Source organism: Halomonas sp. ML-15, from assembly GCF_014779595.1.
In the GTDB taxonomy this organism is placed as follows: domain Bacteria; phylum Pseudomonadota; class Gammaproteobacteria; order Pseudomonadales; family Halomonadaceae; genus Franzmannia.
Genome location: NZ_JACXZT010000019.1, coordinates 406,469 through 420,395, shown reverse-complemented (window position 1 = coordinate 420,395; position 13,927 = coordinate 406,469). Strand labels below are relative to the sequence as shown.

Below are 13,927 nucleotides of genomic sequence, written 5' to 3'. Positions count from 1 at the left end.
ATAAGTCGCCTGGAGGAGGGAATGGCCCCGGAGCGGGGCCAGTTGCACGTCAGTGGTGCAGGGCGCGGTCGAAATGCACAGCGCTGTAACACTCGCTGAGGGTGGCGAGGTCGAGCTGCTGCCCCTGCTCGCGCAGCTGCTGGTCGATCTGTTCGGCGAGCAGCTCGGCAAAGGCGGGGTCGGGGCGCAGCATATCTCGCCCGCAGAGCCGCTGCAGCAGCGGCGGGGCGTCGATGGGCAGGGTCTCGAGATGGCCCACCGAGCGGTCGAGGTAGGGCGGCAGGGCCAGCCAGTCGCGCGCCTGCAGGCGGTTGGCCGGCGATTCGGCCAGCCAGTCGCTGGCGGCGATCAGCGCGTGGATCAGTCGGGCTAGCGTCGCCGGGTAGCGATTCGCCCAGGAGCGGGTCACGCCGAGCACCTTTTCCGGCTGCTCCGGCCACAGCTGGGCGCCCGTGGCGACGATGCGACCCACCTGGCGGTACTCGGCGAGGCTGCCCCAGGGCTCGCCGACACAGAAGCCATCGATCTTGCCCTGCTGCATGGCGTCGACCATGCGCGGCGGGGGCAGGGCCACCAGCTCGACGTCCTGATCGGCATCGATGCCGCCCAACCCCAGCCAGCGGCGCAGCTGATAGTGCTGGCAGGAGTGGGGGTAGACCATCCCCAGGCGCGTCGGCCGGCTGGTGCCGGGCAGGTAGCCGGCCAGTGCGCTGGCGCTAGCGGCCGGGTCGTCGCTGAGGCGCGTCGCGCTGGCTTCGGCCAGGGCCTGGGAGAGGACGATGGCGTTGCCGTTACGGCTCAGGGTGATCGGAGCCAGGGTGTCGCAGGGCGCGCGGCCCAGCCCCAGGCTCATGGCCAGCGGCATGGGGGCCAGCATATGGGCGCCGTCGAGCAGCCCGGCGGCGACCTTGTCACGTAGCGTCGACCAGGCGTTCTGGCGCGATAGGGTGACCTCGAGGCCCTGATCGGCAAACAGGCCGCGCTCGCGGGCGACCACCAGCAGGACGCAGTCGAGCAGCGGGATAAAACCCAGCTGCAGGCGCGGCAGCTCGGCCTGAGGAAGCGTGTTCATAAGCCTTTCTCTAGTCGTTCTAGGATGTCGATGACGCTTGTGGCGACCTCGGCGATGCGTTGGCTGCGGTCCATGGCCAGCTTGCGCAGCATTTGGTAGGCCTGCTCTTCGTCACAGCTCTGGTGACGCATCAGCAGCCCCTTGGCACGCTCGATGCGCTTGCGCTCGGTGAGCTGCGTACGGGTACGATCGAGCTCCTGGCGCATCGACTGAAACGCCTCGAAGCGGGCGATGGCGACCTCGATGATCGGCTCGACCCGCCCCTGGGCCAGACCGTCGACCACGTAGGCACTGACCCCGGCCTTGAGCGCCGACTGCATGGTGTCGGGGTCGTGATGGTCGGCGAAGAACACCACCGGACGCGGGTTCTCGCGGTTGAGCTGAGTCATGCTCTCGAGGGTATCGCGGTCCGGCGACTCCATATCGATGATCACCACGTCGGGCTGATGTCGGGCCACCATATCATTGAGGCTGGCAGGGCTCTTGAGGTGGCAGATCACCCGATGGCCCTCGCGGGTGAGCGCCTCCTCGACCATGGCGGCGCGCACCTCTTCATCGTCGACCAGTAGAACGTCAAGCGCTGTGGGCATGATGTGGGCTCGTCTTGCAGTGGTAGAGGCGCACGTACTTAAGGTATTGCAATATCTATTCCACGGCGGCTCAGAGGGCGTCTCCAAAAGGGCTGCACTCGACAATACGTCGTTAAAAATTGACTCAATATGCTCATTTACACCCCCGTAAACTCCGCTATCTCGTCAATTTTTGCCTCGTCTTGCCTTCGTTCGCCTCTTTTGTAAACACCCTCTCGGCGGCCGGCGGGGCGGCGCATGCGCGGCAAGGCAAAGGGGGCGGCTTCGTGTCCCTGAGCCGGCTGCTGCGCCGCATTATACTGGTGCAAAACCAAGGCCAAGTGCAATGCCATGGTGCGAGCAGCGCTCTCTCTGGCGACACGCTGTGGTGCCGACGGTAGGCCGTCAGGCCCGGCCTGCACGGCCGCAGCGACGTCACAGAAGCGAGCTGGCATGGCGTTTGCTTTACTTACTACCTAGAGCATAGACAATTACCGAGGGCCAGCGCCGGTCCTCACCCGACAACGACGTCCACTATCGACATCCCCAGATGCCGATAGTGGGCGTTTTTGCGTTTTAACGCCCTTGCCCGGGCGGCGGCGAAACGAGGAGTCACTATGTACCAGGCCGATGATTCAGCGCCGATATGCGGTCAAGCACAGACCACCTGCCCCTACTGTGGGGTGGGCTGTGGCGTGACCGCAACCCTCGAGGACGGGGCGATCACCGCCGTGGAAGGCGATCGCCAGCACCCCGCCAACTATGGCCGCCTGTGCGTCAAGGGCTCGGCATTGCATGAGACCCTGGGTCAGCAGGGGCGTCTGACCCGGCCACGGGTGGACGGCGCCGAGGTCGACTGGGACACGGCCCTGGATACCGTGGCCAGCCGCCTGACGGCGATCCGCAGTGAACATGGCAATCAGGCGCTGGCGGCCTATCTCTCCGGCCAGCTGCTGACCGAGGACTACTACGTCGCCAACAAGCTATTCAAGGGGTTTCTCGCCACGCCTCATCTGGATACCAACTCGCGGCTGTGCATGGCCTCGGCGGTGGCCGGCTACAAGCGCGCCTTCGGCGCCGATGCGGTGCCGTGCTGCTACGAGGACCTTGAGGAGGCCGAGCTGGTGGTGCTGGTGGGCTCGAACCTGGCCTGGAACCATCCGGTGCTCTATCAGCGCATCAAGGTGGCCAAGACCCGTAATCCGCTGATGCGGGTGGTGGTGATCGATCCAAGGGTCACCGATAGCTGCGAGATCGCCGACCTCTACCTGGGCCTCAAGCCCGGCAGCGACGCGCGCCTGTTCAATGGCCTGCTGAGCTGGATGGCGACCAAACGTAAACTGGACAAGCTCTATCTGGCGCGCCATACCCAGGGCTTCGACGAGGCGCTGGCCGCGGCCCGCGAGGAGGCCAGCGACCTCGAGTCGGTGGCCGCCGACTGCGACCTCGACGCCGAGGCGCTGGAGACCTTCTACTACTGGTTCGCCAGCCAGCTGCACGTGGTCACCCTCTACTCTCAGGGCGTCAACCAGTCCTCCAGCGGCACCGACAAGTGCAACGCGATCATCAACTGCCACCTGGCCGGCGGCAAGCTGGGCCTGCCCGGCGCGGGGCCCTTCTCCATCACCGGCCAGCCCAACGCCATGGGCGGACGCGAAGTGGGCGGGCTGGCCAACCAGCTAGCCGCGCATATGGACTATCACACCCCCGGCGCCATCGATCGGGTGACCCGCTTCTGGCGCACCGCGTCGCTGACGCCGACCCTGCCCGAGGGCCCGGGGCATAAGGCCGTCGAGCTGTTCAGCGCCATCGAGCGCGGCGAGGTCCAGGCGCTGTGGGTGATGGCCACCAACCCGGCGGTGAGCCTGCCGGATGCCGCCCGGGTGCGCGCGGCGCTGGCCAAGTGCCCGCTGGTGATCGTCTCCGAGTGCGTCACCGACACCGACCTGCTGGCCTACGCCGATATCGTGCTGCCGGCCTCGAGCTGGTCGGAGAAGGACGGCACCGTGACCAACTCCGAGCGCTGCATTTCGCGCCAGCGCGGCCTGCTGCCGCCCCCCGGGGAGGCGCGCCACGACTGGTGGATCATGTGCGAGGTCGCCAAGCGGCTCGGCTATGGCGAGGCCTTCGCCTACGAACACCCCAGCGAGATCTTCGACGAGCATGCCCGGCTCTCCGGCTTCGAGAATGCCGCCGAGATCCCGGGCGCCCGGCGGCTGTTCGATATCTCCGGCCTGGCGGGCCTCGATCGCGCCGGCTACGACGCCCTGGCGCCGATCCAGTGGCCGGTCACCGCCCAGGCGCCGCAGGGCACCGCGCGGCTGTTCGAGGATGGCCACTTCGCCACCGATAACGGCCTGGCGCGGCTGGTGCCGATCACCCCGCGCGGCCCCGAGCAGCGCCTGAGTGCGGAGCGGCCATTGCGCCTCAATACCGGGCGCATTCGCGACCAGTGGCACACCATGACCCGCACCGCGCGCGCCCCGCGTTTGATGAATCATCGCGCTGAGCCGTTTATTGAAGTACATCCCGACGATGCGCTGGCCTACGGCGTCGCCGACCAGCGCCTGGCGGTGCTGAGCAGCGCGGCCGGTGAGTATCGCGCCCGGGTGCGGGTGGCCAACGCGCAGCGGCGCGGCGAGGTGTTCGTGCCGATGCACTGGAGCGACCGCTTCACCAAGCAAGCGCGCAGCGGCGCCCTGATCAGCGGCTACACCGATCCGCTCTCTGGGCAACCGGAGTCCAAGCACGGCGCCGTGGCCCTGGCCCCAATGAGCACCGCCTGGGAGGCCACTCTGTTAGTCAGCGAAGAGCTCAGCGACGAACTAAGTGACTCGGCGCCCTGGTGCGAGAGCGACTACTGGGCGCGCATTCCCATGCGCGGCTGCCAGCGCTGGCAGCTGGCCAGCGGGCGAGTCGAGCACGACTGGCTCGAGCGCCTGGCGGCCTGGCTGCCCGAGGCGGCGACGCTGTGGTGCGAGGATGCCGGCGATGGGCGACTGCGCGCCGCGGCGGTGCGGGACGGGCAACTGTGCTGGTGGGTCATGGTCGGCCCGCCCGCCGAGCTGCCCGGCCTGGCTTGGCTCGAGCAGCGCTTCAATGACGCCGAGCTGAGCGACACCCATCGCCGTCGGCTGCTGGCCGGCTGCGACGATGGCGCCGCCGATACCGGCCCCACCATCTGCAGCTGTCACCAGGTCGGCCAGAAGGCGATCGTCTCCGCCATTCGCAGCGGTGATGCCAGCGTCGAGGCGCTGGGCGCCCGGCTCGCCTGCGGCACCCAGTGCGGCAGCTGTATTCCCGAACTCAAATCCCTGATTGAAGAGGAGCGCAGCCATGAGCGCGCCAAGCCGACCCCTGAAACCCAAGTGGCCTGATGCCCTGGTCCGCCTCAGCCAGCGCATGACGCGCTACTTCACCACGCTCGGCGGTGAGTCCTCTGACGCCACGCCCGGCGTGGCGCTGCGCGGCGAGTGCCGCCCGGGCAAGGTCTACCTGGTCGGCGCCGGCAGCGGCGATGTTGAGCTGCTGACCCTCAAGGCCGCGCGGCTGCTGCAGCAGGCCGATGCGGTGGTCTACGACCGCCTGGTGGAGGAGGAGGTGCTGGCGCTGATCCCAGCCGGCCGTGAGCGCTACTACGTGGGCAAGGCGCGCGGCCACCACAGCGTGCCCCAGGCCGAGATCGGCGCGCTGATGGTGAAGCTGGCTACCGAGGGCAAGTCGGTGGTACGCCTCAAGGGCGGCGACCCTGGGGTATTCGGGCGCATGGGGGAGGAGCTGGCCGCCCTGGCGCAGGCCCAGGTGCCCGCCGAGATCGTGCCCGGGATTACCGCCGCCTCGGCCGCCGCGGCGAGCATGGGCATTCCGCTCACCGACCGCGGCCATGCCCAGCAGCTGCGCTTCGTCACGGCCCAGCTATGCCGCGAGGATGGCACGCCGGACTGGGCCTCGCTGGCGCGCCGCGACGAGACGCTGGTGTTCTATATGGGACTCTCCAAGGTGTCTGCCATCTGTGCCGGACTGCGCGACGCCGGGCTGCCCGACGACTGGCCGATCATGCTGGTGGCCAACGCCAGCAAGCCTGAGCAGCAGTCGCTGATCGGCAGCCTGGCGGATATGCCGGCGCGGCTAGCGGAGCAACCGCTGCCCTCGCCGTGCCTGATCGTGGTGGGCAGCGTGGTGCGCATGGTGGCCACTAGCCCCGCGGTTGGGGCACGAGGTGAAGTGGTAGGTGTCGCCTAAGTAAAATTGAGCGATTGGCCTATAGTGAAAGGGGCAGGCGGGGCTGCCGTTACCTTGGCAGCCGATTGCGCAATCGACGCTACAACACCTACAACATGAGGAGTTGTCCCATGGCCGAGCCCATCATCAAGATCGACCTCGATAAGCCACCCTACGAGAACGAAAGCATCCACAACCGCTGGCATCCCGATATCCCTATGGCGGCCATGGTCAAGCCTGGTGACGACTTCATCGTGGAGTGTCATGACTGGACCGGAGGGCAGATCCATAACAATGATGATGCCTCGGATGTGCGTGATGTGGATTTGACTCAGGTTCACTTTCTATCCGGGCCGGTGGGGGTGGAAGGCGCCGAGCCTGGCGATCTGCTAGTGGTGGACATTCTCGATATCGGTACCTTCCAAGAGAGTCAGTGGGGCTTCAATGGCTTCTTTTCCAAGCAGAATGGTGGTGGATTTCTCACTGAGCACTTTCCCGAAGCCCAAAAGTCTGTCTGGGACTTCAATGGCATGTTCACCAAGTCGCGGCACATACCCGGAGTCGAGTTCGCTGGTCTGATCCATCCGGGATTGATCGGATGCCTGCCATCCAAGGAGATGCTGGAAGAGTGGAACAAGCGTGAGAAGGCGCTGTTCGATAGCGCCCCTGAACGAGTGCCTGCACTCGCCACCCTGCCCTATGCCGACACCGCGCACATGGGCAAGCTGAGCGGGGAGGCCAAGAGGCGAGCGGCCGAGGAGGGGGCGCGTACTGTGCCGCCTCGCGAACATGGCGGTAACTGCGATATCAAGGACCTGTCACGGGGCTCCAAGATCTACTTCCCGGTCTACGTGAAGGATGGTGGGCTTTCGGTAGGCGATCTGCACTTCAGCCAAGGAGATGGGGAGATCACGTTCTGTGGTGCCATCGAAATGGCGGGCTGGATTCACCTACGAGTGGAGCTCATCAAGGATGGCATGTCCAAGTACGCCATCAAGAACCCTATCTTCAAGCCCAGCCCGATGACCCCGAAATACGACGACTACCTTATCTTTGAAGGCGTCTCGGTGGATGAGCAGGGCAAACAGCACTATCTCGACGTGCACGTGGCCTACCGCCAGGCGGTGCTCAACGCCATCGAGTATCTCAAGAAGTTCGGTTATAGCGGTGCCCAGGCCTACTCGCTATTGGGCTGTGCCCCTGTCCAAGGGCATATTAGCGGTGTGGTGGACATTCCCAATGCCTGCGCCACCCTGTGGTTGCCCACCGATATCTTCGAGTTCGATGTAAAGCCCAATGCCGATGGGCCCAAGCAGCACGTAAAGGGCAACATCGACCTGCCACTGGCTAAGGACAAGTGACGCGGTCAACGCCACTGCCATGAATGATCGAAGTGAAGGAGTCACTCATGCCACTGTACGACTACAAGTGCGCCGAGCATGGCCTGTTTCATGAACTGATCCCCATCAGCGCGTCGGGTGAGGCCTGGCCTTGTCCAAGTTGCCAGGCGCTGTCACCTCGTGTGCTGCTGGTGCCCCCGCACTTGCTGGACATGGCGCCGGAGAGGCGCCAGGCCATGGCCCGCAACGAGCGCGCCGCACATGAACCGCGACACGGCAACGCACTGAGCGAGCGGGAGCAGGGAGGGTGTCATCATGACAAGCGTAAGCCGATGGTCTTCTATACCGCCGAAGGCAACAAGATGTTTCCGTCGGCACGTCCCTGGATGATCAGCCACTAAGTGGCAGTAGACGGCCGGGCCCTGGGCCCGGCTAGCGTAGCGCCTTGTACATGATGCGGGTATCCACCAGCCCCAGCTCGCGGTGGCGGTAGCCGCCCGGCACCGTGCCGATGATCTCGAAGCCGAGCTTCTGCCATAGGCGAATGGCCACCTCGTTGGTGGCCACCACGGCGTTGAACTGCATGGCCAGGTAGCCGGCATCGATGGCGACCCGCTGGGAGTGCTCGCACATGGCGCGCGCCACGCCCTTGCCGCGGGCCTGGGGGGTGACCATATAGCCGCAGTTGCAGATATGGTCGCCGGGCCCGGCGGCGTTGGGCTTGAGGTAGTAGGAGCCGAGCAGCTCGCCGTCCTGCTTGACGACGAAGGTGAACTGGGGAAGCTCGCACCACAGCCGCCAGGCGCTATCGAAATCCATGTTCGGGTCGAAGGCGTAGGTCTCCTGCGCCTCGACGATGGCCTGGAAGGTCGGCCAAAAGGCCCGGAAGTCGTCGCGGGTAATCGGGGTAATATCCATGCGAACTCTCGATGATGGCAGCCGACTATTTTGACCAGTCACCCCGCTGACGCACAAGGGCCGACAGCCCCCTTCACCGCCATCCCGCTTCGACGTGTTCCATGATCAGCGACTGTAGCGCAGCGGCGGCAGCCGATGGCGCGTGACGACGCCGCATGACGATGCCCAGCGGTCGTTTGACGTCTGGTGAGATCAGCGGCCGGTAGTCGATGCCCCCGGTGGCGATCTGCCGAAAGCTCAGCTGCGGCAGTACGCTGATGCCGAGCCCCGCGGCCACCATGCGGCCCACGGTGGCAATCTGGCTGGCATCACAGAGAATATCCAGCGGCGCGCCGACGTCAGCCATGATGCGGTCGATATCCTGGCGTGAACTGGATAAACGGTTGATACCGATGAACGGGTGACCGGCCAGCTGCTTCCACTCGACGCTTTGCTGCTCCAGGAGAGGATGCCCGCTGGGGCAGACGGCGACATAGCGATCTTCCAACACCGGTGTAAAGGCCAGCTCCTCGGCGTCGTGCGGCACCACCGACAAGCCCAGGTCGGCGCGACCCTCGCTCACCATCTGACTGACCTGCTCGGCCAGCACATCGTGAAGACTCAGGTTGATACGCGGGTAGCGGTCGTGAAAGGTCGCGATGATGGCGGGTAGCAGTCCTGCTGCCAAGGTGGGCAGGGCGGCGACCGTCACCTTGCCGCGCTGCTTGGAAAAGCGCTCTTCCAGGTCCTCGAAAGCTTCCGACCAGTCATGCAGCAGCCGTATCGCCACCGGCAGGAAGGCGTCACCTTCCGGTGTCAGGGTGAGCTGGCGCGTGGCGCGTGAGAACAGGGCACCGCCCACCGTCTCTTCCAGTTTGCGCAGGGCGATGGAGATCGCCGGCTGGGAGAGGTGAATGCGCTCGCTAGCCTCGGCGAGGCTGGATGACTGTGCCGCGGCAACGAAGGCACGCAGCTGCTGGATGCTCGGATTCATTTATAAAGTAAAACACAAGTTAAAAACTATTCAATATACAAAACTCATACCCCGACCCATTCTGCTAAGTGGGGTTACCCCTAACGCAACTCGACAATAATAAGTCCGCCAAGGAGCCACCATGAAAACGCCAATCAAGACGATGCTCACCGCCATGGCTGCCAGTGTCAGCCTGCTCGGCGCTGCTTCCGCCGTCCAGGCCGATGAACGCCTGCTGATCGGCTCGACCTCGAGTTCCTCCAGCCACTACGGCTACTTTGTCGCCGTCAATCAGATCATCAACAGCCAGCTCGACGGCGTCAGCGCCTCGGTGGCCGAGACGGGCGCCACCGTGGATAACCTGCGCCGACTCGGCCGCAACCAGATCGACATGGGGCTGGTGACCACGAATACCGGCTATCACGCCTATGCGGGACTCGATGACTTCGACGGCCGTCCCGTGGATAGTCGCCTGCTGTGGGTCTATACCGTAGCGCCACAGAACGTGGTGATGCGTGAGGATGCCGGCGTCACCAGCCTCGAGGAGCTCGAGGGGGTGCGCTTCAACCCGGGGATTACCGGCTCGGCTACCGAGAAGACCACCGAGGCCGTCATGCGCACGCTCGGCATCTCACCGGACTATGTGCGTGGCTCCACCACCGATATCGTCGATGCCATGAAGGATGGCCGGGTGATGGGCTCGGCCAAGTCCGGCGTTGGCAATCGCCTCGACGGCTCGAGTATGGATATCGCCACCTTCACGCCGATCAGCGTGCTGTCGCTCTCCGACCAACAGGCCGAGGCGCTGCGCACCGAGATGCCGGACGTGGCCATCGTCGATGTGCCGGAAGGCGCCGGTGACGGCATTCCCGCCTACACCACCTGGGCCTTCGGCGTTGCCGTGCATGCCCATCCTGACCTCGACGAGGAGACCGCCTACCAGATCGTCAAGGCGGTGATGGAGAACCCCGAGCCTCAGGCCAACGCTTTCTCCGCGGTACGCGACGCCGACCTGGCCGCGATGACCCTCGATGTGGGCACGGTGCCGCTGCATGCCGGTGCGGCACGCTACTTCGAGGAGCAGGGCCACGAGATTCCCGATGCTCTGAAACCTGCCCAGTAACGGCTAGCGATAGGTGTCAGCCATGCGCGCGAACCTGACCAAAGTGCTGGCCCTGATGCTGGGCGGGCTAATTCTCTACACCTCTGCCACCGGGCCCTTCGAGAGCCTGGTCCAGCGCAGCGTCTTTCTCGCGCTGGTGATCCTGCTGGGGCTGGTCGTCTATCCGCTGGGAGCGGGCAAGCGCTGGCGCCCGCTGGGGTTGGCCGTCGACCTGGTTCTGGCGGTTGGCGTGACGCTGGCCTGCGGCTATGTGGCCATGAATCACGACCATATTCTGGTGGAGCTGCCCTGGGCATCGGCCCGCGACATGCTGTTCACCGGGGTATTGCTGGTGGCGATTCTCGAGCTATCGCGGCGCGCCATCGGCGTGATCTTCCCGCTGCTGGTGATGGCGGGGCTGGCCTATGCCTGGCTGGGGGCCGCCATCCCCGGGCCGCTGGGACACCGTGGCTTCGATGTCTACTACATCACCGAGACCATCTATCTGGGCGATCTGGGTGTGTGGGGGATGCTGGTGGGTGTGGCGGCCACGACCATTGCCGCCTTCGTACTGTTCGGCTGCCTGCTACTACACACCGGTGGTGGCCAGACCTTCATGGATATGGCGCTGCGTATCAGCGGTCGTTCGCCGGGCGGTGCCGCCAAGGTGGCCACTGTGGCCTCGGGGCTGTTCGGCATGGTCAGCGGCAGTGCGGTGGCCAACGTGGCCACCACCGGCAACTTCACCATCCCGATGATGAAGCGGCTGAATTATCCGCGCCCCTTCGCCTCCGGCGTGGAGGCGGTGGCCTCCACCGGCGGCCAGATCGCCCCGCCGATACTCGGGGCGGCGGCCTTTATCATGGCCGAGATCCTCGGCGAGAGTTACCTGCGCATTGCGCTTGCTGCACTGCTGCCGGCGATCCTCTTCTACCTCGGTGTGTTCCTGACCATCCATCTGGTGGCGAAGCGCCGCAACCTGCAGGTGGTGCCCGACGACGAGCTTCCCACCTGGCCCGAGGTGCTGCGCCCCGAGCGAATCATCCCGATCCTGGCGGCGCTGGGTGGGCTCTTCTACGGCGTGCTGTCGGGGCGCTCGATCCAGTTGTCGGCGTTCTACGGGATCCTGATGACGCTGCTGACCTTTATCCCCTTCGCCCTGCTGGCGAAAATGCCGCTGCGCGAGATCGTCGGCAAGCTGCTCTCCGGGCTGATGGATGCCGGCAAGGGCATGGTGATCATCGGCGTGCTGCTGGCTGGAGCCCAGATTCTGGTGGCGATGATCGGGATGACCGGCATCGGCGTGACCCTGGCCAGCCTGATCGTCAATGTGGGGGGCGAATCGCTGTTCCTTGTGGCCTTTATCGTCGGTGGCGTGTGCCTGATTCTGGGCATGGGCATCCCCACCACCGCCGCCTATGTGCTGGTGGCCTCGGTGCTGGCGCCGGCCCTGACCACCATCGGCGTCGAGCCGCTGATCGCTCACCTGTTCGTGTTCTATTTCGCCACCCTGTCGGTGATCACACCACCGGTGTGTGTGGCGGTGTTCGTCGCCGCGGGTATCGCTGGCACCAACTGGCTACCGGCGGCGGGGGAGGCGGTGCGACTGGCGGCGGCGATCTATGTGATTCCCTTCCTGCTGCTGATCTATCCGGCCCTGGCCGGCTTCGGTGGCGCGGTCGATATCCTGCTGGCCAGCTCCCAGGGTGTGGTCTTCGTGCTCGCCTTCGCCTCGCTGATGTCGCGGGTGGCGATCACCGGCAGTCGCATCCTGGACGTGGTGGGACTGCTGCTGGTAGTGGGGCTGGCGCTGACGCCCGGCTGGTTGACTACCATAGGTGCCCTGCTGGTGCTGGCGGGACTCTATGCCCGCCACCGCCAGCTGGCGTCATTGATCTCCCAGGCAACGGCACCCGCGGTCTCCGGCACTCACGTCGCACACACCAAGGAGACCCACCCATGACCTTTCTGTTGGGTAGTGGGGCCGGCTTCTCCGGTGACCGCACCGATGCGGCGATTCCCGTGGTGGCCGAACTGATTCGCCGTGGTCAGCCCTCGGCCCTGGTCTTCGAGACCCTGGGGGAGCGTACTCTGGCCGCCGCCCACCGGGCCATGCGTGACGCCCCCGAAGCAGGATACGAGCCCCTGCTGGCCGAGCTGCTCGCGCCGGTGCTGGGGGATTGCCTGAGCCATGGCATCACCATTCTCGGCAACTTTGGCGCGGCCAATCCGGACGGCGCCTGCCAGGTGGTCGCCGAACTCGCCGGGCGCGCGGGCTTTCCCCAGGTGCGCATCGGTCGCGTCCACGGCGACGATATTCGGACAGGCCTGGCCAGCCTCGACCTGCAGCGCTGGGAGGCAGAAAACCGCGACCTGCCCGATGAGCAGGCGCTGATCTCTGCCAACGTCTACCTGGGAGCGGTGCCGCTGACCGAGGCGCTGGCGCTGGGCGCCGAGGTGGTGGTGACCGGGCGAGTGGCCGACCCGGCGCTGTTTCTTGCTCCCCTGGTGCATCACTTCGGCTGGAGCTGGGACGACTGGGACCTTCTGGCCGCCGGCATGATGGCCGGCCACCTCGCCGAGTGCGGGGCCCAGGTCAGCGGCGGCTATTTTGCCGATCCGGGATTCAAGGACGTGCCGAACCTGGCGACGGTGGGCTATCCGATCATCGAGGTGGAGGAGGACGGCAGCCTGGTGGTGACCAAGCCACCGGGTACCGGCGGCTGCGTGACCGAACGTACCGTCAAGGAGCAACTGCTCTACGAAGTCCACGATCCGGCCAACTACCTGACCCCCGACGTGGTGGTGGATCTCACCTCGGTCGAGGTCAGGCAGATTGGCCCCGACCGAGTCGCCGTGAGTGGCATTCGCGGCAAGCCGGCGCCGCAGCGGCTGAAGACCACGGTCTGCTACGAGGGCGGCTGGCAGGGCGAGGCGGAGATCTCCTACGCCGGCCCCAACGCCCTGGCCAGGGCGCAGCTGGCCGCCCAGGTGCTGCGCGAGCGGCTCGGTTTTCGGGCACCGCCGGAGCTACGTACGCGACTGGATATCGTCGGCCTTGCCAGTGTCTTCGACAGCGATGCCGGCGACCTGCAGAGGACCAGCGTGGGCACGGGCAACGGCGATTATCGCCTGCGGCTGGCTGCTGAGCACGCGGAGCGACGCTGGGTGGAACGTGCCACCCAGGAGCTGTTGGCGCTCTACTGCGCCGGGCCGGCAGGGGGCGGTGGCGTGCGCCGTCATTATCAGCGTCGCGTGTGCACGGCCTCCTATCTGGTCAAGCGCAGCGATGTAGAGGCCTTTGCGACGCTGTTCGAAGAGAGGAGTAAGTACCATGTCGCCAGTTGAGCCGACCCAGGCGCAATCAAACGCTGAGATGCCTCACGAGCCGCTCGACGACGGCGCCAAGGTTCCGCTTCATCGGCTGGCTCACGCTCGCGCCGGCGACAAGGGCGACCGGCTCAACCTGGCGCTGTTCGCCTACGACCCGGATCACTACGCCCTGCTGATGGAGCAGGTCACCGAGGCACGGGTACTGGCGCTGTTTTCCCATCGGGGGGCCAGCCGGGTACGCCGCTACCCGATGCCGGGCCTGGCCGGGATGAACCTGGTGATCGACGACGTCCTGCAGGGCGGGGTCAACGGTGCGCTCAACCTGGATGGCCACGGCAAGACGCTCTCGTTCCTGCTGCTTGGCATGACCGTCGCGGTTAACTAGGCGTGGAAACCAACAAGGCGCCACCCATCCTGGGT

General features: G+C 65.7%; 12 protein-coding genes. 8 read left to right on the top strand and 4 right to left on the bottom strand.

Translation table 11 applies throughout. The features are described 5' to 3' along the window. Positions 1–49 precede the first annotated feature (49 nt). Complete coding sequence (locus IEI94_RS13545; RefSeq protein ID WP_191167834.1) at positions 50–1,072, bottom strand: CmpA/NrtA family ABC transporter substrate-binding protein; 1,023 nt, start codon at positions 1,070–1,072, stop codon at positions 50–52. Beyond that, positions 1,069–1,662, bottom strand: a complete 594-nt coding sequence (locus IEI94_RS13540; RefSeq protein WP_191167833.1) for an ANTAR domain-containing response regulator — start codon at positions 1,660–1,662, stop codon at positions 1,069–1,071. The genes IEI94_RS13545 and IEI94_RS13540 overlap by 4 nt, the downstream gene beginning before the upstream one ends. A gap of 596 nt (positions 1,663–2,258) precedes the next feature. On the opposite strand from IEI94_RS13540, the gene IEI94_RS13535 reads away from it, so the two are divergent. The 4 genes from IEI94_RS13535 (at position 2,259) to IEI94_RS13520 (ending at position 7,603) form a co-directional block, all read left to right on the top strand. Next, the gene (locus tag IEI94_RS13535; RefSeq protein WP_191167832.1) at positions 2,259–5,018 is read left to right on the top strand and encodes a nitrate reductase; all 2,760 of its coding nucleotides are present in this window, start codon (positions 2,259–2,261) and stop codon (positions 5,016–5,018) included. Then, positions 4,978–5,883: a uroporphyrinogen-III C-methyltransferase gene (gene cobA / locus IEI94_RS13530; RefSeq protein WP_191167831.1), complete on the top strand. Its 906-nt coding sequence runs from the start codon at positions 4,978–4,980 to the stop codon at positions 5,881–5,883. Before IEI94_RS13535 ends, cobA begins: the two co-directional genes overlap by 41 nt. 110 nt (positions 5,884–5,993) lie before the next feature. Further along, positions 5,994–7,223 (top strand): formamidase, encoded by a 1,230-nt coding sequence (gene fmdA / locus IEI94_RS13525; protein WP_191167830.1) that lies wholly within the window; start codon positions 5,994–5,996, stop codon positions 7,221–7,223. Positions 7,224–7,270: 47 nt separating this feature from the next. Next, on the top strand, positions 7,271–7,603 hold the full coding sequence (locus tag IEI94_RS13520; protein ID WP_191167829.1) for a zinc ribbon domain-containing protein: 333 nt from the start codon (positions 7,271–7,273) through the stop codon (positions 7,601–7,603). 31 nt (positions 7,604–7,634) lie between these two features. On the opposite strand, the gene IEI94_RS13515 is transcribed toward IEI94_RS13520, so the two are convergent. Continuing rightward, the gene (locus IEI94_RS13515; protein ID WP_191167828.1) at positions 7,635–8,120 is read right to left on the bottom strand and encodes a GNAT family N-acetyltransferase; all 486 of its coding nucleotides are present in this window, start codon (positions 8,118–8,120) and stop codon (positions 7,635–7,637) included. Between the two features lie 73 nt (positions 8,121–8,193). Further along, positions 8,194–9,093 (bottom strand): LysR family transcriptional regulator, encoded by a 900-nt coding sequence (locus tag IEI94_RS13510; protein WP_191167827.1) that lies wholly within the window; start codon positions 9,091–9,093, stop codon positions 8,194–8,196. Positions 9,094–9,214: 121 nt separating this feature from the next. Between IEI94_RS13510 and IEI94_RS13505 the strand changes: the two genes are divergently transcribed. From IEI94_RS13505 to IEI94_RS13490, 4 genes are read left to right on the top strand one after another with little or no spacing between them, the layout of a single operon-like run. Continuing rightward, a complete protein-coding gene (locus IEI94_RS13505; RefSeq protein WP_224750132.1) occupies positions 9,215–10,195 on the top strand; it encodes a TAXI family TRAP transporter solute-binding subunit in 981 nt (326 codons plus the stop codon). 22 nt (positions 10,196–10,217) lie between these two features. After that, positions 10,218–12,137 carry a TRAP transporter permease gene (locus IEI94_RS13500; protein WP_224750131.1) on the top strand — a complete coding sequence of 640 codons (1,920 nt, stop codon included), beginning with the start codon at positions 10,218–10,220 and terminating at the stop codon, positions 12,135–12,137. Then, the gene (locus tag IEI94_RS13495; RefSeq protein WP_191167826.1) at positions 12,134–13,522 is read left to right on the top strand and encodes an acyclic terpene utilization AtuA family protein; all 1,389 of its coding nucleotides are present in this window, start codon (positions 12,134–12,136) and stop codon (positions 13,520–13,522) included. Before IEI94_RS13500 ends, IEI94_RS13495 begins: the two co-directional genes overlap by 4 nt. Further along, the gene (locus IEI94_RS13490) at positions 13,509–13,892 is read left to right on the top strand and encodes a hypothetical protein (protein ID WP_224750130.1); all 384 of its coding nucleotides are present in this window, start codon (positions 13,509–13,511) and stop codon (positions 13,890–13,892) included. The genes IEI94_RS13495 and IEI94_RS13490 overlap by 14 nt, the downstream gene beginning before the upstream one ends. The last annotated feature ends 35 nt before the right edge of the window (positions 13,893–13,927 follow it).

Bases quoted from the DNA above. Each gene is read 5' to 3' on its own strand.
- IEI94_RS13545 (WP_191167834.1), bottom strand. From the start codon at position 1,072: ATGAACACGCTTCCTCAGGCCGAGCTGCCGCGCCTGCAGCTGGGTTTT.
- IEI94_RS13540 (WP_191167833.1), bottom strand. From the start codon at position 1,662: ATGCCCACAGCGCTTGACGTTCTACTGGTCGACGATGAAGAGGTGCGC.
- IEI94_RS13535 (WP_191167832.1), top strand. From the start codon at position 2,259: ATGTACCAGGCCGATGATTCAGCGCCGATATGCGGTCAAGCACAGACC.
- cobA (WP_191167831.1), top strand. From the start codon at position 4,978: ATGAGCGCGCCAAGCCGACCCCTGAAACCCAAGTGGCCTGATGCCCTG.
- fmdA (WP_191167830.1), top strand. From the start codon at position 5,994: ATGGCCGAGCCCATCATCAAGATCGACCTCGATAAGCCACCCTACGAG.
- IEI94_RS13520 (WP_191167829.1), top strand. From the start codon at position 7,271: ATGCCACTGTACGACTACAAGTGCGCCGAGCATGGCCTGTTTCATGAA.
- IEI94_RS13515 (WP_191167828.1), bottom strand. From the start codon at position 8,120: ATGGATATTACCCCGATTACCCGCGACGACTTCCGGGCCTTTTGGCCG.
- IEI94_RS13510 (WP_191167827.1), bottom strand. From the start codon at position 9,093: ATGAATCCGAGCATCCAGCAGCTGCGTGCCTTCGTTGCCGCGGCACAG.
- IEI94_RS13505 (WP_224750132.1), top strand. From the start codon at position 9,215: ATGAAAACGCCAATCAAGACGATGCTCACCGCCATGGCTGCCAGTGTC.
- IEI94_RS13500 (WP_224750131.1), top strand. From the start codon at position 10,218: ATGCGCGCGAACCTGACCAAAGTGCTGGCCCTGATGCTGGGCGGGCTA.
- IEI94_RS13495 (WP_191167826.1), top strand. From the start codon at position 12,134: ATGACCTTTCTGTTGGGTAGTGGGGCCGGCTTCTCCGGTGACCGCACC.
- IEI94_RS13490 (WP_224750130.1), top strand. From the start codon at position 13,509: ATGTCGCCAGTTGAGCCGACCCAGGCGCAATCAAACGCTGAGATGCCT.